Annotated in this window: 16 protein-coding genes; 3 read left to right on the top strand and 13 right to left on the bottom strand. The window is 62.6% G+C overall.

Annotated features, from left to right (window positions below; translation table 11 throughout):
- The first annotated feature begins 35 nt into the window (after nt 1-35).
- Nucleotides 36-281, top strand: coding sequence for a helix-turn-helix domain-containing protein (locus FHS03_RS02960; protein WP_183439499.1), 246 nt, complete (start codon nt 36-38; stop codon nt 279-281).
- A gap of 196 nt (nt 282-477) precedes the next feature.
- Entirely contained in the window at nt 478-2,988 is a 2,511-nt protein-coding gene (locus tag FHS03_RS02965) for an N-6 DNA methylase (RefSeq protein ID WP_183439500.1), read from the top strand.
- 181 nt (nt 2,989-3,169) lie between these two features.
- Here the strand turns inward: FHS03_RS02965 and FHS03_RS02970 are convergent, their stop codons facing one another.
- From FHS03_RS02970 to FHS03_RS03020, 11 genes are read right to left on the bottom strand one after another with little or no spacing between them, the layout of a single operon-like run.
- The gene (locus FHS03_RS02970) at nt 3,170-6,334 is read right to left on the bottom strand and encodes an efflux RND transporter permease subunit (RefSeq protein WP_183439501.1); all 3,165 of its coding nucleotides are present in this window, start codon (nt 6,332-6,334) and stop codon (nt 3,170-3,172) included.
- Nucleotide 6,335: 1 nt separating this feature from the next.
- A complete protein-coding gene (locus FHS03_RS02975) occupies nt 6,336-7,532 on the bottom strand; it encodes an efflux RND transporter periplasmic adaptor subunit (RefSeq protein ID WP_183439502.1) in 1,197 nt (398 codons plus the stop codon).
- Nucleotides 7,532-8,698: an acyl-CoA dehydrogenase family protein gene (locus tag FHS03_RS02980; protein ID WP_183439503.1), complete on the bottom strand. Its 1,167-nt coding sequence runs from the start codon at nt 8,696-8,698 to the stop codon at nt 7,532-7,534. The genes FHS03_RS02975 and FHS03_RS02980 overlap by 1 nt, the downstream gene beginning before the upstream one ends.
- Before the next feature lie 34 nt (nt 8,699-8,732).
- Complete coding sequence (locus tag FHS03_RS02985) at nt 8,733-9,290, bottom strand: cytochrome b (RefSeq protein WP_183439504.1); 558 nt, start codon at nt 9,288-9,290, stop codon at nt 8,733-8,735.
- 32 nt (nt 9,291-9,322) lie between these two features.
- Nucleotides 9,323-10,900, bottom strand: a complete 1,578-nt coding sequence (locus FHS03_RS02990) for a condensation domain-containing protein (protein ID WP_183439505.1) — start codon at nt 10,898-10,900, stop codon at nt 9,323-9,325.
- Between the two features lie 22 nt (nt 10,901-10,922).
- Nucleotides 10,923-12,305, bottom strand: coding sequence for an MATE family efflux transporter (locus FHS03_RS02995; protein ID WP_183439506.1), 1,383 nt, complete (start codon nt 12,303-12,305; stop codon nt 10,923-10,925).
- Between the two features lie 48 nt (nt 12,306-12,353).
- Nucleotides 12,354-13,430 carry an FAD-dependent monooxygenase gene (locus FHS03_RS03000; RefSeq protein WP_183439507.1) on the bottom strand — a complete coding sequence of 359 codons (1,077 nt, stop codon included), beginning with the start codon at nt 13,428-13,430 and terminating at the stop codon, nt 12,354-12,356.
- Nucleotides 13,430-15,001, bottom strand: coding sequence for an AMP-binding protein (locus tag FHS03_RS03005; RefSeq protein ID WP_183439508.1), 1,572 nt, complete (start codon nt 14,999-15,001; stop codon nt 13,430-13,432). The genes FHS03_RS03000 and FHS03_RS03005 overlap by 1 nt, the downstream gene beginning before the upstream one ends.
- An 11-nt stretch (nt 15,002-15,012) precedes the next feature.
- A complete protein-coding gene (locus FHS03_RS03010; protein WP_183439509.1) occupies nt 15,013-15,267 on the bottom strand; it encodes a phosphopantetheine-binding protein in 255 nt (84 codons plus the stop codon).
- Between the two features lie 15 nt (nt 15,268-15,282).
- Nucleotides 15,283-16,200, bottom strand: a complete 918-nt coding sequence (locus FHS03_RS03015; RefSeq protein ID WP_183439510.1) for a hypothetical protein — start codon at nt 16,198-16,200, stop codon at nt 15,283-15,285.
- A gap of 31 nt (nt 16,201-16,231) precedes the next feature.
- Entirely contained in the window at nt 16,232-16,525 is a 294-nt protein-coding gene (locus FHS03_RS03020) for a Dabb family protein (RefSeq protein WP_183439511.1), read from the bottom strand.
- A 380-nt stretch (nt 16,526-16,905) separates the two neighbouring features.
- On the opposite strand from FHS03_RS03020, the gene FHS03_RS28490 reads away from it, so the two are divergent.
- Nucleotides 16,906-17,811, top strand: a complete 906-nt coding sequence (locus tag FHS03_RS28490; RefSeq protein WP_221208011.1) for an acetyltransferase — start codon at nt 16,906-16,908, stop codon at nt 17,809-17,811.
- On the opposite strand, the gene FHS03_RS03035 is transcribed toward FHS03_RS28490, so the two are convergent.
- On the bottom strand, nt 17,808-19,319 hold the full coding sequence (locus FHS03_RS03035) for a TonB-dependent receptor (RefSeq protein WP_183439512.1): 1,512 nt from the start codon (nt 19,317-19,319) through the stop codon (nt 17,808-17,810). The genes FHS03_RS28490 and FHS03_RS03035 overlap by 4 nt on opposite strands.
- Before the next feature lie 358 nt (nt 19,320-19,677).
- Nucleotides 19,678-20,649 carry a FecR domain-containing protein gene (locus FHS03_RS03040; RefSeq protein ID WP_183439513.1) on the bottom strand — a complete coding sequence of 324 codons (972 nt, stop codon included), beginning with the start codon at nt 20,647-20,649 and terminating at the stop codon, nt 19,678-19,680.
- Nucleotides 20,650-20,655: the final 6 nt, after the last annotated feature.

The raw sequence follows: 20,655 nt of genomic DNA on the forward strand, positions 1-20,655 counted from the left end.
TGGTCGTTCTTGCATCATAGCGACACCATTGCGTAATGGCAAGAGTCTCCGCAAAACAAGATAAAGATGGGCAGCTAGTCCTGCTAGGGGCTGCCATTCGTGGCCGTCGAGTGTCGCTAACGCTCTCCCAAGAGGCACTTGCGGACTACGCCGAGATAGACCGCTCTCACATGGGCAAGATCGAACGTGGCGAACGGAACGTCACAATTCTGAACATCATCAAAATCGCTACCGCACTGGGTTGTTCTCCATCAGAGCTACTGCGCAGTGCAGGCCTGTGAGGATTGCTTGTGGTTGCAATAGTTGCTATCCAGTCCTGAAAAATCTGTTGCAAGCCGTGTATAATCACGAGCAACTTGGTGTCCCTCGAACGGCATGAGAAGTGCATCGATTTTTCAAAGCCCAGAGCCACCCCCTCCCTAAGCAAAACATATTTCCATTCGATTAATTCGGTGGCGAATTTAATGATGTAAATAAATGACGACCATAAATACCGAAACCGAAACCGTTGTAAAGAAAATTTTGCCGTATCTGGAACGTCGCGGATATGACATTTCTAGTGACCTAGATTTCGAGACTGCAATTAATACGACAGATCGATATTCCAAAGGCTATATCGATATTTTGGTTACTTTGGGTAAGTCAAAGCCTACGTTCTTGATCGAAGCAAAGAAAATTTCAAAGACCCTGACTACGAAAGATCGTGACCAGGCTTTGAGCTATGCAAACTCAGCAGGTATCAATGTGCCTTTTGTTGTTGTAACAAACGGCGTAGACATTCACTGCTATAACGCAAAGACCAAGACAAAAATACAGTGGGACGGCGAGACCACAGAAAAGATTCCGACTAAGGAACAACTAAAGCTGGTTATCCGTACATTAAAAGCAAATTCAGCCGAGACAAACATCGGCATCTCCAACGACCCAAGTTTGCCTTACCGACCCGGCTTGCCGCTTCGTCAGTTAAATGCACTTTTTTACAAGTGCCACAGTGCTATTCGAAAAATCGAAAAGAATGAAGAGAACGCTTTTTCTGACTTTTCAAAGCTGCTTTTTTTAAAATTACTTGAAGAAAAAGCTGATATTGAAGACGATTTTTCGCTTCCCTATTCATACCGCTTCCATGAGTTGGCTGAAAAACCTGCCAGCGAGTCAGATCAAGTTAAGGATTCTATTCTCAGCATGATCGCGTCCATTGTGGACAAACGCGCATACGGCGAGGTATTGCAAGATAAAGTTAAGTTAAAAAACCCTAAGGCGTTTCACTATATCGTGAAAGAGCTTTCTGGTGTCTCTTTCTACGATTGTAGCTTAGACTCTAAAGGGGCCGCATTTGAATATTTTGTTCGGGCTACTTTGAAAGGTAAAAAGCTGGGACAATATTTCACTCCTCGTGAATTAGTTCAGACCATGCTAGCCTTAGTCGGTAGAAAGAAGATCGTTAATTCTGTAAATTCTGGTGCCACTCCGAAGATTTTAGATCCTGCCTGTGGAACCGGGGGCTTCCTCGTCTTTTTGATGCAAGAGTCAATTGCTCAGCTGACGGAAATGTTTAGAAATCGGGAAATTACAAAAGCGACTTTTGAGCTTTCCAAGAAGAAGATTAAAGAAAAGGTGTTTTTTGGCTCCGACGCCAACGAAGGTGTAGCTGCGTCAGCAAAAATGAATATGATTATCGCTGGGGATGGTCACACAAATATTCAGCATGAGGATAGTCTTGCTCGAGGTGCAAAAAACTGGAGTGTTACCCAGCCGGATTGTGACCTCATCCTGACGAATCCTCCGTTTGGTACTTCTGAGACTGACTCCCTTTCCAATGATGACTGGGCTCAATTTGATATCCGTAGCGGCAAGGGACAATATCTGTTCTTGCAAAAGATGGTCAAATCCCTCACGCCGGGATCAGGCGAAATTTGCACCGTTATCGATGAAGGTGTATTAAACACTGAAAGCGGCGGAGCTTTGCGCAGGTGGATATTACAGCAGTGCAGGTTGAAGGCAGTTGTCAGCTTACCGAACGAAACTTTTAAACCGAATAAAATCAATGTCAAGTCTAGCTTGCTCTATTTGGAAAAGCGAGAGACCCCAGATCTCGATTTGGAAGATGTTTATAAGGTTGTGGTATGTAAAATCGATTCGCTAGGCTATATCGGTTCGGGTGAAAAGATTCGCGGTTTCGACTTCACGCGATTTTTTGATGAGGTGTCTCGAGACGTACTTAATCAAGATGGGTCGTCGCACCGGAAGGGCTATAACTGGGAAGCGTTTGACGTCGATGCAGCGCTATTGCATGCTGACAAAACCAATCGGTTCGACTTTAAATATTGGGATACAGATACTCGCTCAAAGATTCAGGCACTAAAAGATGCGGGCGGCATCCTGCTGAAAGAACTCAACACACTGCCGACCGTACGAGGAAGCAGTCCTCCAGCAGAGAACTATGTTGATGAAGAGGATGGTTTTGCTATCGTTATCAAGTCAGGTAGTAACATTAGCCGTCAGGGGAAAATTCTCGAAGAAGGAGCGGACTATATCGAAAAATCGATCTATGACGAGTTTTTGGAAAAGGCGAAAACATCCGGCGAAAACTTGAACTTGGTGCAACGTGGTGACGTTCTACTGTCCTCTACTGGTGACGGGACTCTTGGGAAATGTGCAGTGTACGACTCTGATAAACCTGCGATTGCCGATGGTCACATAACGATCATCCGTCCCGATACTTCGAAGGTTGATCCTTACTATCTCTGCGACTATTTGCGGGCAGGGTTTGGGGCGGTACAGGTAACACGTTCGTTCACCGGCTCTACTGGCATGATTGAGTTGACCCCGGATCAGGTGGATAACATTGTGGTTGATCTCCGTGACAGTAAGTCCGCCCAGGCCAAGCTATCGAGGAAAATTCGGACGCTTGAAGACCGTTATCTAAAAACACTAGACGACGCGGAGGAAATTCAGGTTGAGGTTGCTCGTGTTTTGAACGATCTCTGATCGACCCGGTTGCGTGGCGTTCAATGCCAGGCAGCCTAACTTTTCAAAGTCACGTTGGCTCTTTGGTACACGCTTAGGTACACATCGGCCATCGTGACTGAGTAAAGTCTAGCATTTATGCGATGTTTGAGCGCATTCAATAGCTTCTGCATCGAAATAAGCCGCGGCGCGGGACCGGCGCTCACGCCAGCGGCAGCTCCTTGCGCGCCACCTCCGGCGCCGCCGTTTCCGGCGCGCCGCCAGGCGCGGCGTGCGCCTGCTGGAAGTAGCGGCGCGCGCGCCTTCCCCAGGTATCCAGATAGCTGTAGGCGACCGGCACCACCACCAGGGTCAGCAAGGTGGAGGTGAGCACGCCGCCGATCACGGCGCGCCCCATCGGCGCCTGGATCTCGCCGCCTTCACCGGCGCCGATGGCCATCGGCAGCATGCCGAAGATCATGGCCAGCGTCGTCATCAGGATCGGCCGCAGCCGCACCTGGCCGGCGTGCAGCAGCGCTTCATGCTGGCCCATGCCTTCGCGCTGCGCCTGGTTGCTGAAGTCCACCAGCAGAATCGCATTCTTGGTGACCAGGCCCATGAGCATGATGAAGCCGATCACCGAAAACACATTCAGCGTGCTGCCCGTCGCCAGCAGGGCCAGTACCACCCCGATCAGCGACAGCGAGAGGGAGCTCATGATCGCCAGCGGCTGCAGGAAGCTGGCGAACTGCGAGGCCAGCACCAGGTAGATGAAGATCACGGCGATCGCCAAGGCCACGCTGGCCGCCTGCTGCATTTCGCGCATCTGCTTCATGCCGCCACCGAGGTCGAACTGCACGCCGGGCGGCAGGGCGATGGCGCGCGTCATCGCCTGGACTTCCTGCCCCACGTCGCCGGCCGGCCGCCCCTGCACATTGGCGTAGATGCCGACCCGGCGCTGCATGAACTGGCGGCCGATCACCTGCGGGCTGTAGGCCGGCCGGAAATCGGCGATCTGGCGCAGCGGCACCATCACCGGCGCGCTTTGCGAGATGCCGAGCGGCGTGCCCAATGGGCCAGGCAAGCCGGCCGCCAGCGCCAGATCGGCCAGGTCGCCGGCATCCTGGCGCAGGTGCTTGGGCAGCTGCACGCTGATGTCGTAGTTCTGGCCATCGGGACCCAGCCAGCGGCCGATCGGGTCGCCCGACAGCAGGGGGCGCAGCGTGGCGCCGATCTGCTCGGGCGAGAGGCCCAGGTCGCTGGCCACTTCCTGCTTGATATGGATGCCGATGGCCGGATTCTCGGCGGTCTGGCTGTATTCCAGGTCGGTGATGCCCTTGATGGCGGCCATCTTCGCCATCACCTGGCGCGCGGTGGCCTCCAGCGTGTCGGCGTCCTGGCCCAGGATGTCGACCCGGATCGGCTTGCCCCAGCCGAGCGAGATATCGATGCCGGCAATCTCCTGCAGCTTGGCGCGGATCTGTTGTTCCAGCACCTGCTGCGAGGGCCGCGCGGCGACCTGGCGCGGCACCAGGGTCAGGGTCAGCAAGGCGCTGTTGACGCCATTCTCGCCGCCGGCCGTCGCCACCACCCGCTCGATGGCCGGGATTTCCTTCAGCGCCTGCTCGACCTGGCGCAGCTTGCCGTCGGTGTAGACCAGGCTGGAACCGACCGGCGTCTTGAAGCCCAGCGTGATATAGCCTTGATCGGTCTGCGGCTGCATCTCGCTGCCCACCGTCGGCAGCAGCAGCAGGGCGCCGATGAACAGGGCCAGCGCCAGTCCCAGCGTGCTCTTGCGCCAGGCCAGCGCGCGCCGCAGCAGGCGGTCGTAGGCGCGGTGCAGCGCATCGAGGCCGCGCTCGAAGGCGGCCAGCCAGCGGCCCAGCCAGGGCAGGCGCGCGAAGCGGTCCTGTTCCGGATCGGGCCAGACCGAGGACAGCATGGGGTCGAGGGTAAAGCTGACGAACAGCGAAATCAGCACGGCCACGCTGACGGTCAGGCCGAACTGCAGGAAGTAGCGCCCGATCATGCCGTCCATGAAGGCGACCGGCACGAAGACGGCGACAATGGCGAAGGTGGTGGCCATCACCGCCAGCCCGATCTCCTGGGTGCCGTCCAGCGCGGCGCGCACATGGCTCTTGCCCATGGCGAGGTGGCGCACGATGTTTTCGCGCACCACGATGGCGTCGTCGATCAGCAGGCCGATGCACAGGGCCAGCGCCATCAGCGTCATCGAATTGAGCGTGAAGCCGAACAGGCGCATGGCGATGAAGGTGGCCAGCACGGCGATCGGCAGGGTGAGGGCGGTGATCACCGTGCTGCGCCACGATTGCAGGAACAGGAAAACGATCAGCACCGTCAGCGCGGCGCCTTCGATAATCATGTGCTTGACGTTGTCGAGCTGGCGTTCCACCGCCTCAGAACTGGAGCGCACGATGGCCAGTTCGACGCCTGGGGGCAGTCCCGCTTTCAGCTTGTCGACGGCGGCGGCGATGCCCTTGCCGGTTTCGACGATGTTGGCGTCCTGGGTTTTGGTCAGGCTCAGGCTGATGGCCGGCTGGCCGTTGCTGCGCGCCACAGAGCGCGCTTCCTGCTCGCCGTCAACCACGTCGGCCACCTGCTCCAGGTAGACCGGGGCATTGGCGCGCCGCGCCACGATGATCTTGCCGAAGGCCGATGGCTCCTTGACCTTGCCTTCCACCCGCACCAGTTGTTCCGTCACCGCGCCGCTGACGGCGCCGGCCGGCACGTCCTGGTTGCGGTTCTGCACCGCGCGGATGACTTCATTGACGCCGACCGCCTGCGCCTTCATGCGCTCCGGCCGCAGCTGGATCTGGATGCGGCGGCTGGTCTGTCCGCTGACCTCGATTGTGCCGACCCCGGCGACGCCGCGCAGGCGCTTGACGATGAGTTGCTCGGTCAGCGTCGACAGCTGGCGCGGATCGACGCTGGCCGAACTGACCGTCAATGTGGCCACCGGCTCGGCGTTTTCCTGCTGGCGCAGGATTTGCGGGTCTTTCGCTTCGCGCGGGAATTGCGGGCGCAGCTGCGCCATCTTGTCGCGCAATTCCTGCATGGCGCGGTCGACGTCGGCCTGCAGGGTCAGGCCGATCCAGGTCACGCTGCGCCCCTCGTAGGAGCTGGAAGCGAGAAAGTCGATGCCGCTGATCGTGTTGACCGCTTCTTCGATGGGCTTGGTGATGTCGTTTTCGACGATCTCGGGCGAGGCGCCGGGATAGGCGACCTGGATCGTCATCATCGGCATCTGCACGTCGGGCATGGGTTCCACGCCCAGGCGCTGATAGGAGAACAGGCCGAGCACCATCAGGCCGACCATGACCATGGTGGCAAAGACCGGCTGCGCAATGCTGGTACGGGTCAGCCACATATCAGCCTTGCTCCGGCGCGCGGGATGCCGCTGGCGCGGGCGGTGGCACCGGCACGGCCGCCGCGGCGGCGCCGTCGTCGGCCAGACGCACGCGGCGGCCCGTTTTCAGTCCATCCAGCCGGACGCCGACGATGCGCGCGCCCGGCGCCAGACCGGCCGTGATGGCGGTCCAGCCCTGGCTCGTGCCGTCCAGACGCGTTTGCACGGTTTGCGCCAGCAGCCGTCCCTGTTCGATGCGGTAGACCACCGTGGCGTTGCCCTGGCGGCGCAGGGCGGCGCTGGGGACCAGCAGGCTGGGCGTATCGGGCGCCAGCGCGATGCTGCCTTGGGCGAACATGCCGGCGCTGAGCGCGCGGTCGCGGTTGTGCACTTCGATATACACCAGCATGGCGCGCGCCCCCGCTTCCGTCTCGGGATTGACGCGCGCCACCGTGCCGCTGAAGCGCCGGCCCGCATGGCCGTCCACCGTGAAGTCCACCTGCTGGCCGGCGCGCACGCGCGCGATATCGCTGGCCGGCACCGCGGCCTCCAGCACCAGATGTTCCAGGTCGACGATGGCGAACAAGGGCGTGTCGGGCGCCACCTTGTCGCCTGCCTGCACAAAGCGCTTGCTGACAATGCCGGCATAGGGTGCGCGCACGGTGGCGTCGTCCAGCGCGCGCTGGGCGATTTCCAGCCGGGCGTCGGCGGCGCCCAGGGCGGCGCGGGCCAGTTCCTCGTTGCTGTGGGTGGTGTCGTAAGCGTGCTGGGAAATGAATTGCTGGGCTTGCAGCTGCGTGCTGGACGCATGCTGGCGCTGCGCCAACGCCAGCCGGGCCTGCGCTTCCTGGCGCAGGGCCCGCTGCATGGCCAGTTGGGCGCGCAGATCGGCGGTGTCCAGCTGCAGCAGGACCTGGCCGGCGCGGACGGCCACGCCCTCGGCCAGCAGGCTGCCGCGCACCTCGGCATTGACCTTGGCGCGTACGGTGGCGCGCTGGCGCGCCACCAGGCTGCCCGAGATCGGCAGCAGCGCCGGCAGCGGCCGCAGCGTGGCCGTCGCCACCTCGGCCGCGGCCAGGGTCAGCACGGCCTCGGCGGGGGCGGCGGCGGGCGCGGTCTTGATGGGCTGGCCCGGCCTGCCCAGCCAAGCCCCGACTGCCGCCACGCCCACGCCCACGCACAGCAGGGCAGGCCAGATCATGCGCGACAGTTTGCCCATCAGATCAGCGCCTGCTGGATTTGCTCGTCGCTGGCCAGGCCCATGGCCAGCGCGGCATGGACCTGGTACACCGACTGGCTGGTAAAGGTGGCGTGGGTCAGGCCGGCGTTGGCGTCGCGCCAGAAGCGGTGCAGCGGCGAGCTGGTATGCAGGGCGCCGCCGCCGCAGCGGCAGAACACCTCGTTGATCGCGCGCACCGCGCGCCCGGCGCCGCGCACCTGTTCGGCGCGGTTGGCGGCGCGCCGCGCCAGCGATACCTCGGCGCCATCGGCCACCAGCGCATAGGTGGCGGCCACATTGGCCAGCATCGCCGCCTGGGCCGCGTGGACTTCGCTGGCCGCCTCGCCCAGCACCGTCAGCATGAACGGTTCCGGCGCCGCCTTGGTTTGCAGGATGCGCTCGCGGATCTGGCGCTGCGCCGTCGCCACCAGGCCCTGGCACATGCCCAGCACCGCCGCCGTGATGGCGTTCGGGAACAGCGACGACCAGGGCATATGGTAGAGCGTGCCGCTGCGCCGGCTGGCGGCTGCCGCCTCGCCCGACATCACGGCCGTGGTCCACAGGCAGCGGTAGGCGGGAATGAAGGCATTGCTGACACGCACATCCTTGCTGCCGGTGCCTTGCAAGCCCACCACATTCCACGTGTCTTCCAGGATCTCGTAATCGGCGCGCGGCAGCATCACATGCATGCCCTGGCGCGGTTGCGCCGGCTTGCCGTGTTCATCGCCCAGTACCGCGCCCAGCACCAGCCACTGGCAGTGGTCGGTGCCGGACGAGAAGGTCCAGCGTCCGCTCAGCAGATAGCCGCCGGCCACCGGCGTCGCCACGCCCATCGGCGAATATGGCGAGGCGATCCAGGTGTCGGGCCGTTCGCCCCAGATCTCGTGCAGCAGGCGGTCGTCGTTCAAGCCCGCCTCCCAATTGTGCACGCCGACCACGCCGGCGATCCAGCCGGCGCTCGGATTGCGCGCCGCGATCGCCATCACCGCCTGCAGGAAGTCGTTGGGATGCGTCTCCAGGCCGCCGAATTCGCGCGGCTGCAGCATGCGGATCACATTCGATTCTTTCAGCAGCGCCACCGTGCTGGCCGGCAGCTTGCCCAGTTGTTCCGCTTCGGCCGCCTGCTCCTGCAGCAGCGTCAGCATGTCTTCATTCAGATTCAGCACGGATGCCATCCTTGAAATGGTTGCGGGTTAAGGCTTACTCGGCGCGGCGGCCCAGCATGCGCGACAGGGTGTGGTCCTTGTCGAGGATATGGTGTTTGAGCGCGCCGGCGACGTGCAGCACGATCAGGGCCAGCAGCAGATAACCCAGGTAGCCATGCAGGGCCTGGCCCAGGTCGGACCAGGCGGCGCTGAGCGGAATGGCCTGGCCGGGTTTGTCCGGCGCGTAGTTGGCGGGGAAGATCTCCCAGCTGAAGATGCCGAAGCCATGTCCGCTGGCGCCCGAGAACAGCATGCCGGTCAGCGGCATGGCCAGGGTGCCCAGCAACAGCAGCCAGTGCACGGTCTTGGCGGCCAGATGTTCGAAGCGGGAAAACTCGCGCACCGGTTTCGGCAGGCCATTGAGCAGGCGCCAGGCCACGCGCGCGATGATTAGCGCGAAGATCAGCAGGCCGATCGATTTATGGATGTGGTACAGCGGCCAGGCCTCGCTCTGCACCATGTAGATGCCCACGCCGCACAGGGTCAAGATGCTGAGGGCGACCAGCCAGTGCAGGGCGATGGTCAGGCCGCTGAGTTTTTTTTCGGTATCCATATCTTCTCCTTGTTATCGTTAAGACGCCGCCCTCAGGACAGCAAAATGGTTTCCAGCTGCGCGACGACGCCGTCGAGCAGGGCTTCGATGGTGGAAGGCGCGTACATGCAGGGACTGAAGCCCATGCTCAGCTTCAGTTGCTGGCCCGCCAGCAGGACGTTCATGAAAGGCTTGATCTCGGGACTGAACCATTTCTCGCCCTCGCCGCACGGTTCGCTGGCGCGCGCGAAAATGAATTCTTCCGTGCTGGCGCTGGCGAAGGGAATGAAGTTGAAGCCGATGTGGTACAGCGGCAGGCGGGCCATGGCCGCGCGCACGGCCGCATCCTGGTTCATGTATTTCAGGCAGGTCAGCGACAGCGCGTCGTCCTGCACCGCCTTGGCCTGGCGCACGATGGATTCCACCAGGGCGATGCCCTGCAACTGTTCCGGATTGCGCAGGTAGAGGGTGGCGTAATTGATCATCCAGCCCACCGTCTGCAAGACATTGGCGTCGGGGATGGTCTGATAGATGCGGCCGTTATGCACCATGGCCAGCGCCAGGATCTCGCTGCCCGACCAGTCGCGGAAAGCCTGCTGCAACGCCGCCATCACCACATAGCTGGGATCGACGGCTTGCAGGCGCTGCAGCTCGATCAGGCGGGCGGTGGCTGCGCTGCTCAGCGAACGCGCGGCGAAGCCCAGCGCCGCCATGGCGCCGTCGGCCACGGGCAGACTGGCCGGATCGGGATCGGCCGGCAGCGGCCGGTAGCCGTCCCAGTTCTGCGCCTGCCAGTAGGGGTAATGCGCCAGCGCCGGGCCTTGCGCATAGTCGTGCAGCAGCCGGGCCCAGTCGCCCACGCGGCGGCCGGCGGCCGTCAGGCGCACCGGCTGGCCGGCGCGCAGGGCGCGGTAGGCGCTGGCGATGTCGTTGAAGAGAATCTTCTCCGAGATATTGTCGATCAGGATATGGTGCAGCAGCACGAACAGGCGTGCGCCGCGTTCGCCGCCGAGGTCGAAATACACGGCGCTGAAGGCCCGCTCTTCGACGCGGATGCGGGCCTGGTAGCCGTCGCAGAGGCGGTTGATTTCCTGCGCCAGCAAATGGTCCGGCGTGGCGCGCAGATCCTCTTCATGCCACCATGGCGCCATGGCGTCGGGCGCCTGCAGCTGCTGCTGCCACTGGCCGGCCGCGTCGCGCCGCAGCAGGATGCGCAGGCCGTCGTGCTGGCGCAGCACGGCGTCGATGGCGGCGCGCACCTGCTGCGGCTGGTCTTGCGCCGTCAGCCGGTACAAGTGGCCGACATTGTAGTGATTGACGTCGATGCGCTCGAACAGCCAGTAGTGCACCGGCAGCAGCGGGAAGGTATCGGCGTCCGGCGCGGCGGTGGCGGGCGCGCCATCCGTGGCGGCCTGCTGCTGGCGCACGCAGTGTTCCAGGCGCGCCAGCGTCGGTTCGCCGATCAAGTCGTCGATGGCGATTTCGACCTGGTAGGCGTTCCCCACATGCAGCAGCATGGCGATCAGCTGGATGGAGGAGCCGCCGATGTCGGTAAAGCTGGCGCCGGCCGGAATCTCGTCCAGATCCAGCACCTTGCACCAGATGGCGCGCAAATTCTCTTGCATGTCCATAGTGTTCTCCTGTGTGTCAGCGTCAGGCGGCGTTGGTGGCCGCTGCTTCGGGGGCGGGCGCGCTCAGGCTGTCGATCAGCTTGATGCGCCAGGCGCCATGCAGCCAGCGCCAGATGTTGTAGCCGCACTTCAGCGTCTCGTCGAGCACCAGCAGCCAGAGCAGGGCGAAGAAGCCGGCCGACGGCCCGAAGAAATACACCAGCGGCGCCGAGATGGCCCAGGTGATCAGAATCCCCGCCACGGTCGGCCGCATGCCGTCGCCGGCCGTTTTCAGGTTGGAGCCGATCACCATATTCACGGCCTTGACCGGTTCGGCCAGGGCCAGCGGCAGCAGGCTGGCGACGGCGATCGCCAGCACGGCGGCGTCGGTGGTGAACAAGGCCAGCAGCTGCTGGCCGAACAGCACGATGGGCAGGATCATGGCGATGACGATCAGGACGCTGTAGCGCAGCGCCTTGTAGATCAGCGTTTCGACCGTCTGATAGCTGTTGGCGCCGATGTAGTTGCCGGCCAGGATTTGCGAGGTCACGGTGAAGGCCAGGCTCGGCACGATGCACAGCAGCAGGATATTCCCGCCCAGGACGCGCATGGTCAGCTCCGCCGGTCCGATGGCCGACACCATGCTGAGCACGAACATCAGGAACAGCTGCACCGACAGCGGTTCCAGCAGCGAGGGCACGGCCACCACTGTGCTGAGGCGGGCGATCTTGCCGAAATCGGCCGATGGCCAGCTCAGGCGGATGGTGAAGCCCAGTTTGATCTTCTGCACCACGACCAGGAAGACCAGCGCCGAGAACACGGCCAGGATGCTGACGCAAGCCACGCCCGTGACGCCGAAGCGGCCCAGGCCCCACAGGTTGTAGACCACGGCCGCATCGCCCGCGATGTTCACCAGCAGGATGATGGCGGCGGCGCCGATATTGAATTTGACGATGCCGTACAGCGCATTCATCACCTGGAACAGATAGCGCGAGCCGAGAATGCCGTAGCCGCAGCCCATCAGCAGCAGGAACTGCTTGGCGATGGGCGCCACATTCTCCGGCAGGCCGATCAGGTCCACCATATAGGCGCTGCCGAAGTAGAACAGCAGGAATTGCAGCGCCGAGATCAGCAGCACCAGCAACAGGGTGCTGTTGAAAATGCGCTTGGCCAGCGCGCTGTCGCCGCTGCCCAGGGCCTGGGCGGCCAGGGCCTTGGCGCTGGAATTCAGACTGCCGTAGAAGACGTCGCAGAACACCAGGATCGGCAGCACCGCGCCCACCGCCAGCGCCGCCTCCAGCGAGATCTTGGAAAGGAAGAAGGCGTCCACCGCGGGCACCGAAAATCCGACCAGAAACTCGATCATGATGGGGATCGACAGGCCCCAGAATTCCTTCGTCATTTTGCTGTCGGTTTTGCTATTCATGCTGTATCGGACTCGCTTGGAAAAAGTGATGAATGGCGCGGCGCCATATCAGGCGGCCTGTCCCAGACTGCGGAACAGGAAGGCGCGGGAAAACGCGGCCAGCGGCAGCGAGTAGTGTTCGATGATGCGGTCGAACCACTGCATCGAATGCAGCGCCTGCTGCTGGATGCTGTCGACCGCCTCGCTGCGCTGGCGCTGGTAGCGCGCCAGCGCCTCGGGCAATGCGCCGCCCTGGTGCAGGCTGTCGGCCAGGGCGATCGCATCTTCCACGGCCAGGCGGGTGCCGGAACCGATCGAGAAATGCGCCGTGTGGGCGGCGTCGCCGATCAGCACCATCTGTTCGTGGTGCAGCGCGTCGCAGCGGATCTGCTCGAACTGGCGCCACTCATGCGGCGCGTCCGACAGGCTGGTCAGGCTGGCGTCGCCCAGCAGGCTGGCGAAGATGCCCTCCAGCCGCGCCAGATCGGCAGACAGCGCGCGGCGGCCGAAGCCGAAGCCGTCGAAAGTCTGCTGCGCGCACTCCACCACGAAGGTCGACTTGTCGGCGCTGAACGGGTAGGCGTGCACCCACACCGGTCCGTGCGTGGTTTGCTGGAAGTCGAACACCATGCGGTCGAACGCCTTGTCGCAACCGAGCCAGATAAAGCGGTTGGCCGACTGCACCCGCACGATGGGCGCCGCGGCGCCGATCTGTTCGCGGCAGCCGCTCTTGATGCCGTCCGAGCCGACCAGCAGCTGGTAGCCGCCGGCCAGGTCGGCGGCGCTGGCCGGCGACGAGTAGTGGATGCGGCAGCCCAGTTCCACGGCGCGCGCGCGCAGCACTTCCACCAGCGCGTGGCGGCCGGTGCTGCGGCCGAACTGGTTGGACAGCAGATTGACCTCGCCTTTGTGGCGGATTTCGATCTGGTCCCAGCTCACGGCGCGCGCCAGGATGGCCGCATGGCTGGCCTCGTCCATCCGGCGCATGGCCTCCAGCATGGGTTCGCGCAGGATGATGCCCCAGCCCGAGTTGCGGTCCGCGCTGTCGCGTTCGAAGATATCGATCGCGGCAGCGGGCTGGCGCCGCTTCATGGCGATGGCGAAGTAGAGGGCGGCCACGCCGCCGCCGATGCAGGCGATCTTCATCAGGCGGCGACCGCCGGGGTCAGATCGAACTTGCTCAGCGCCGCGCGCGACACCTTGCCGTTGTCGTTGCGCGGCAGGGCGTCGAGCGCGAGCAGCTGTTTCGGCAGGCTGTGTTTTTCGCAGACCTCGCCGAGGATGGCTTGCACGGCGGTGATGCCCTCCTCCTGCCCGCACTGTTTCGCGTCGATCACGCAGAACAGCACCGGCTCGGCCAGTTCACCGTCGCCCTGGTGCGGCACCAGGGCGCATTCCAGCACCTGGGGCAGGCGGCGCTGGATTTCGCTTTCGATCGCCAGCGGCGTGACCCAGATGCCGTTCGACTTGAACAGGTCGTCGCTGCGGCCGCGATAGGTATAGAAGCCTTCCGCGTCGCGCGAGAACAGGTCGCCGGTGCAGCACCAGCCATCGACGAATTTCTCGCCGCTCGCTTGCGGCTTGTTCCAGTAGCCCAGGTTCGGATGGCGCCCTTTGACCCACAGGATGCCGTCGCCGTCCTGGCCCTGCGCGCTGGCTTCCAGCCGGACCTGGTAGCCGACCACCGGGCGGCCGGTGGCGCCTGCCTTGAGCGAAGAGGGCGCATTGGAGAGGAAGATATGGCCCATCTCGGTGCTGCCGATGCCGTCATAGATCGGCAGGCCGAAGGCTTCCTGCCAACGCTCGAAAATCGATTGCGGCAGGCCGGAGCCGGCCGAGATGAAGACGGTGTCCTCGCTCAGATAGGGCTTCAGGCGCGCCGCATGCGGCAGCAGCGCCGCGTACAGGGCCGGCGCGCAGAAGATCGCGCTGGGGCGGTGCGCTGCGATATTGCGCAGCACCGCATAGTCGTTGCTGGGCATGGCGGAATCGAGCACCGCCGTCGCGCCGAGCAGCAGGGGGAAGAAGAAGCTGGCGCCGAAGCCGTAGCCGAAGAACATCTTGGCGGCCGAGTAAAACACGTCGTCGGATGTGAAGCCGTGGGTGCAGACCGCGAAGGCCTGGGTGTTTTCCAGCATGGTGACGCTGCAATGCTGCACGGCCTTGGGGCGGCCCGTGGTGCCGGACGTGTATTGCCAGAACGCGGCCTCGTTTTCGCCGATGTAGGTGAACTCGAAGGCGCATTGCTGCTGCGTCAGCGCGCTCAGATGCAGCAGATCGGCGGCCTTGTCGCCGGTTTTGGCCGGGACCACGGTGGCGTAGCTGTCCTGCAGCAGCAGGCGGGGCGGGGTGGCGGCGTCCGCGCACACGGCGCGCACCGTGTCCAGATTGTCGGTTTCGCAGGCCAGCAGGCTGGCGCCGCTGTCGGCGATGATATGACTCAGCGAGTCGCGCGACAGCTTCGGATTGATCACCACCGGAATGGCGCCGATCGACAGCGCCGCCAGGAAGATTTCGCTGACGGCGGGGGAGTCGTACAGGCTGATCACGATGCGCTGGCGCGAGACCAGGCCCAGTCCGCGCAGGGCCTGGGCCAAGCTGGCCGAGCGCTGGAACAGGCTGGAGTAGCTCAGGCCGGTATTATTGTACAGATAAGCGTTTTTGCGTAAATCCCTTTGACGGGAAACGATTTCCCGGGCCAGATTGGCTTGCGTCATGGTATTTCTCCTTATGGCAATTCAGCGGTAGCGAAGAAATTCTTGCGAATCAAATTCACGGTTCGCAAGTTATCCATGGAAAGCTCTTCCAATTCGATGGCCCGATTGCGGATTTTTTCGATCACAATCACCAGCGCCATGATTTTCAGCGAATCGAGCACGCCCGTTTCGACCAGATCCAGGTCGTCTTCGATGACAATATCCGGAAATTTATTTTGTTCGCGCAAATAATCGCGTACTTGCGCGATGGAGTTTTCGATAGTCATAGGTCAGCCCAGCGGTTAGATGGAAGTCAGCAGCAGGCAGGCGCAATGGCCATTGCCGTCGGATTGCAGGAGCAGCAGCTCTGAAGTGGCCGTAGCGTGCTGGCTTGAATAATCGATCAGATTAATCATGCTGTCGCATACATGACAATGGCCGATGCGGGCCACATTGCCGGTATAGAGCTGTGCGGCTTTAAATCCGCTGCGGGCATCCCGTATTTTTTTAATAGGAAGGAAGATATTGTTGTTGAATACGCGGCTGATATCGCTTCTGCCCAGCTGATTTCTTTCCAGCAGAGCGTCCAGTGTCTGCGTTTGCAGCTGGCTCTTGTCGTTCAGCGTGATGCCGCTGGCGAGCTCATCCAGATCGAGGCGCTGTATCGCATCCACCACCCGATACTGCGCATTGGCGCCGTCGGCGCGCAGCACGACGGCGCAGGCGGCGTCGCCGAACAGGGCAAAGGGGGAAAAGCGCTGCATGCCTGGCGTCATGCTGCCCAGGCCGACCACGAGGACATTCTCCAGTTCGCCGGACGCGATGCGCGCCGCCGCCAGCCGCACGGCCGACAGATAGGATGCGCAGCCGTTCAGCGTAGCGCTTTCCAGCAAGGCATTGCGGCAGCCCAGGGTTTGCAGCACCTGGCCAAGCCGTGGCGCCAGCTCGTTGGGATTTTCAGGAAAGGAGGCGGCGGCAAAGACCACCAGTTGGATGTCGCCGGCCGGCACGGCGCTGGCCGCCAGGGCTGTTTGCGCGGCTTGCAGACTGAGTTGATAAATATCGGCGGTTTCATAATAGCTGCCCCAACCCCACAATTCGGGGAAATTGGCGCCGCCCAGAGCGGTCAAAGCCTGTTCGAAACCGTCGGCTTGTTTGAATGTTTTTTCTGCCTCACCCAGCACGTAGGAGGCGCCCGAAAGATACGCGTCTCTTTTCATTTTTTATTTTCCCTGATGTCACGATGGAATATCAGGCAAGCGACGCGTAATCGATTTCAAGGAATTCGCTGACTTCGGGGATCCAGCGTTCCTTTACCAGCGTCTGATGCACTGGGTGGTGGGTATAGCGGTCGTAATCCTCCTGCGATGCGAATTCCATTGAAATGCCGAAATCATAGGTATTTTGCTTGCTGGTTTGGCGCAGGCATTTGAAATTCTGCACGCCGGGAATATCGGAAAACTTGAAAGTGTCGGCCAGAAACTCTTTTTCCTCCGGCGACCCCGGTGAATGCTTGAGTTTGAAAACAATGGTGTGTTGAATCATTTCGTTCCTCTAGGAAGTTTTGGAAAGAATGAGCTAATGAGCAGATGGAATTGTCATAAACAAATTCGCAAAAACTTCTGCTGCAGTTACTAAGTGTTTCAAATTCGGCAACGAGAGTAAGTGGCAAAAGATTAGGCGTCAACTGGTTTCATGATTCGCACTTTTGCAACAGTACCAATAAAATGGATCGCCATAACTCCCATAAAGATAGTTATTTTGATAACGGGCGGAATGGGTAATTTCGGGGGCTGGACGGCCGATGGTGGTTTGATACCAATTTGATGCCGGTAGGTAAGTGGTATTAGGTGGCCTTGCGCTGCAGCGATTTCATGCAGGGGCTAAAATTCGCTGCACCTTTATCATCACGCTAGGTTTGGTTTATGTTTGAGATTCGCAAATCGCAGCCGGGCGATGCGCCCGCGCTGGCCGAAGTCTGGCGCCGCTCCGTCCACGCCACCCATCACTTCCTGTCGGATGAGGATTTTCGCCAGATCGACCTTCTCGTCAGCCAGCAGTATCTGCCGCAGGCCGATTTATGGCTGGCGGTGGACGACGCCGGCGCGCCTGTGGCTTTCCTCGGCTTGAGCGGCACGCACGTGGACAGCCTGTTTGTCGATCCCGCCGTGCGTGGCCAAGGCATCGGCAAGCTGCTGCTGGCCCACGTCGGCCAGATGCCGGCAGCGCTGACGGTCGACGTCAATGAGCAGAACGCGCAGGCGGTGGGCTTCTATCTCCAGCAGGGCTTTGTGCAGACCGGCCGCTCGGCCACCGATGGCGAAGGCCGTCCCTATCCCCTATTGCACCTGCGCCGCGCGGCGCCGCCCGCGCTGCCGCCAGTGAGGGACATCCGCGTGCGCCTTGCCACGCCGGCCGATATTCCTGTCCTCTTCGATGTGCGCACCAGCGTGCTGCAAAACCATCTGTCGCGCGGCCAGATGGTGGAATGGGGCGTCACGCCTGAGACGACCCTGCAATTGATGCGGCAGTCTCCCTGTATCTGGGTGGGCGAAGTAAATGGCGAGGTGGTGGCTTTCGCCACGGCCGATGTCGAAGGCGGCTCGGTGTTTGCGATGTTTATCCGTCCCGGCTTTGAAGGACTGGGCCTGGGACGGCGGCTGATGGCGGAAGTGGAAGCCTTGCTGTTCCGCCACCATGAATTGATCTGGCTGGAAACCGATGGCCGCGACCCGGTGCGCGCCAACGGTTTCTACCTCAAGCTGGGCTGGACCCTGGCGGCCCAGCTGGAAGAGGGCGACGTGCGCTACGAGAAGCGCCGTCCCGCTTAAAAGTCCGTCGTCACCGAGAGATTGACGGTGCGCGGCGCGCCCAGCGCCGCCATGCCGGAGAAGTAGGCGCTGCCCCAGTAGTTCTTGTTGAAGACGTTCTGCACGCCGCCGAGCACAAAGCGCCAGCGCGGCACGCCGAAAGCCGCATGGCCGTCGTACAAGCCGTCTTCCGTTTTCAGCAGCTTGGCCTGGGTGTAGGCCAGCCCGCCCAGCAGGCGCAGGCCGGGCTGCAGCTGTCCAAAGGTATTCCATTCGGCGCCGCGGTTGCGCTGGCGGCCATCGTCGCCATAGATGGCGGTGGCGGGATTGCGCAGCAAGGTCGGCTGGGTGATCTGGTAGAAGCTCAGGGTCTGCGCGATCCGGCCCTGCACGCGCTGGCTGCGGGCGCCGACGGTCAGGCGCAGGCGTTCGTCCAGCATGGACAGGGTGTCGGCCAGTACCACGCTGGATAAGGTGGACGCGGTATCGCGCGGCGGCTTGGCCGGCGCAGCGGGAATCAGGGCTGGGCCGGGCGCATAGATATTCGAGCTGAATTCCTCGCCAAAGCCGACGGCGGTGCCGCCTTCGCTATACAGGCGCGCCACGCCGAAAGTCCACTGGTGCTTGATCGTACCGGTGGCGAACCTGCCGCGCAGGCCGGCATCCGCCGACACCGTATTCTCGTAACCGCTGACCGAGCGCGCCGCATCGGTGAAATTGCCGCCCGTTTCGGCCACCGGACCGAAGCCCAGATGGCCGGAGCGGCGGTTCTGCCGCCGTCCCAGGCTGGCGTAAGCGGCCGCGCTGTCGCCGATCTCGTATTCACCGCGCAGCACTAGGCCATTGTCGCGGAAGCGCGAGTAAGCGCCGGGCAGCAGATTGGTTTTGGCGTCGGGCGCTGGCAGCACGTCGCCGGCGAAGCGGGCGAACAGGCCGGAGCCGCCGCGCATATCCTGTCCGGCATGAAAGGCGTCGAGCGAGAGCGACAACTTCTCGCCCCGGTAATCGAGCGCCACGGAAGCCATCTGCTCGCGCTGGCTGCGGCCGTCCAGGCTGGCATCGCCCTGCGAATGCAGGCCGTTGACGCGCACGCCCCAGGCATTGTTCGCGCCGAAGCGGCGGCCGATATCGGCGCGCAGGCCGAATTGCGCGTCCGATTCATAGCTCAGGCCCAGGCGCGTCAGCGGCGCATCGGCCGCCCGCTTGGGCACCACATTGATGCCGCCGCCCACGCTGCCGGTGGGCGACATGCCGTTCACCAGCGCATTCGGCCCTTTCAGCACTTCGATGCGCTCATACATCTCCACCGGAATCTGCTGCGGCGGCAGCACGCCATACAGGCCGTTCAGCGAGACGTCGCCGCTGTCGATGGCGAAGCCCCGTATCATCATATTCTCGTAAGGGAAACCCGGCGGCACGATGACGCGCACCGAAGGATCGTTGGACACCACATCGCCGATGGTGCGCGCCTGCTGGTCCTGCGCCAATTGCGCTGTATAGCTGACCTGGCTGAAGGGCGCATCGAGCACCCGCCGTCAGCTCGGTGGAGAAGGCGAGGATGATCCCTGCCTCGCGGCCCAGGCGCTGCAGGGCCGCTGTCAAGGAACCGGCCGGGATGCTGTAGTTGCGCGTCGCCTCGGCCTGTTGCTGCGTATTGGCGACGGCATGCGCCATGGCGCCGCCGGGCAGGGCGCCCATGCCAAGCAGGGCGAGCGCCACGGCGCGGGCGAGAAGGGCATGGCGGGGACGCGCGTTTGCCGCGCCAGGATGAAGGCGGAGCTGGATGCCGGACTGGCTCATTCGGGATTCCTTTCAATGCGGTTAGATGGCTTCTATCCTGTATGCCCCGCGAGATTGGAAAAGGGATCAGTGCCGACGAATTATTTTTCAGCCGCGCGCGGAGCGCGGCGCCAGCGTGACCCAGTAGCGCGTCATGTAGCGAACCTGCAGCGGCAGCGTCTTGCCCAGCATATCGAGCACCTTATCGGTATCGGCCAGCGGATAGGTGCCTGAGACCTTGAGCGCGGCGATAGCTGGATCGACCGCCAGCCGGCCATGGCGATAGCGCGCCAGCGCCGCCACAAAGCGTTCCAGCGGCATATCCGTCGCCACCAGCATGCCTTGCAGCCACACGCTGGCGTTTTCGTCGGCGGCTTGCAGCGGGCCGACGGCGGCGTCGCTGAAATGCAGCATCTGCCCGGCCTGCAAGCGCTGCGGCGACGCGTCCAGCGGCCGCACTTCCACCGCGCCATCGTAGACGGCGACCTCGGTCTGCCGGCAGCCGGCCCGGCTCACGCTGAAGCGGGTGCCCAGCGCCTGCAGGCGGCCATGGCCGGTGTAGACGTAGAAGGGACGCTCGGCCACGTCCTTGGCCGTCGTCACCATGATTTCGCCGTCGATCAGGCGCAGCACGCGCTCGCTGCCGCTGTAATCAATATCGATGGCCGAACTGGCGTTCATTTCCACGATGGTGCCGTCGGCCAAGGCCAGGCTGCTGCGCTGGCCGGTGCCGGTGCGGCGATCCGCGCTCCATTGCCGCCACGACGCCTGCTCTTCCAGCATCCACGCCGCGCCGCCGGCAAACAGGGCCACCGCCAGCGCCTGCACGGCGCGCCGCCGCGCGGCCGAGCGCGGAGCGGCCAACGTCGCCTGCGCCAGGGCGGGCGGCAGCTGGTCCAGGCGGGCGCTGAAAGCCGCCACTTTCTGCCAGGCGCGTTCATGATCCTGATGCGCCGCGCGCCAGGCCTGCCATGCGCTGCGCGTGGCGTCGTTGGCCTGCTCCGATTGCAGCTCCACCAGCCAGCTGGCGGCCTGCAGGCGTACTTCCGCGGGAATGGTCGAGGAAAGAACGGTATCCATGGTTGC

Origin of the sequence: Pseudoduganella violacea (assembly GCF_014191875.1) — a bacterium.
GTDB lineage: Bacteria > Pseudomonadota > Gammaproteobacteria > Burkholderiales > Burkholderiaceae_D > Rugamonas > Rugamonas violacea_A.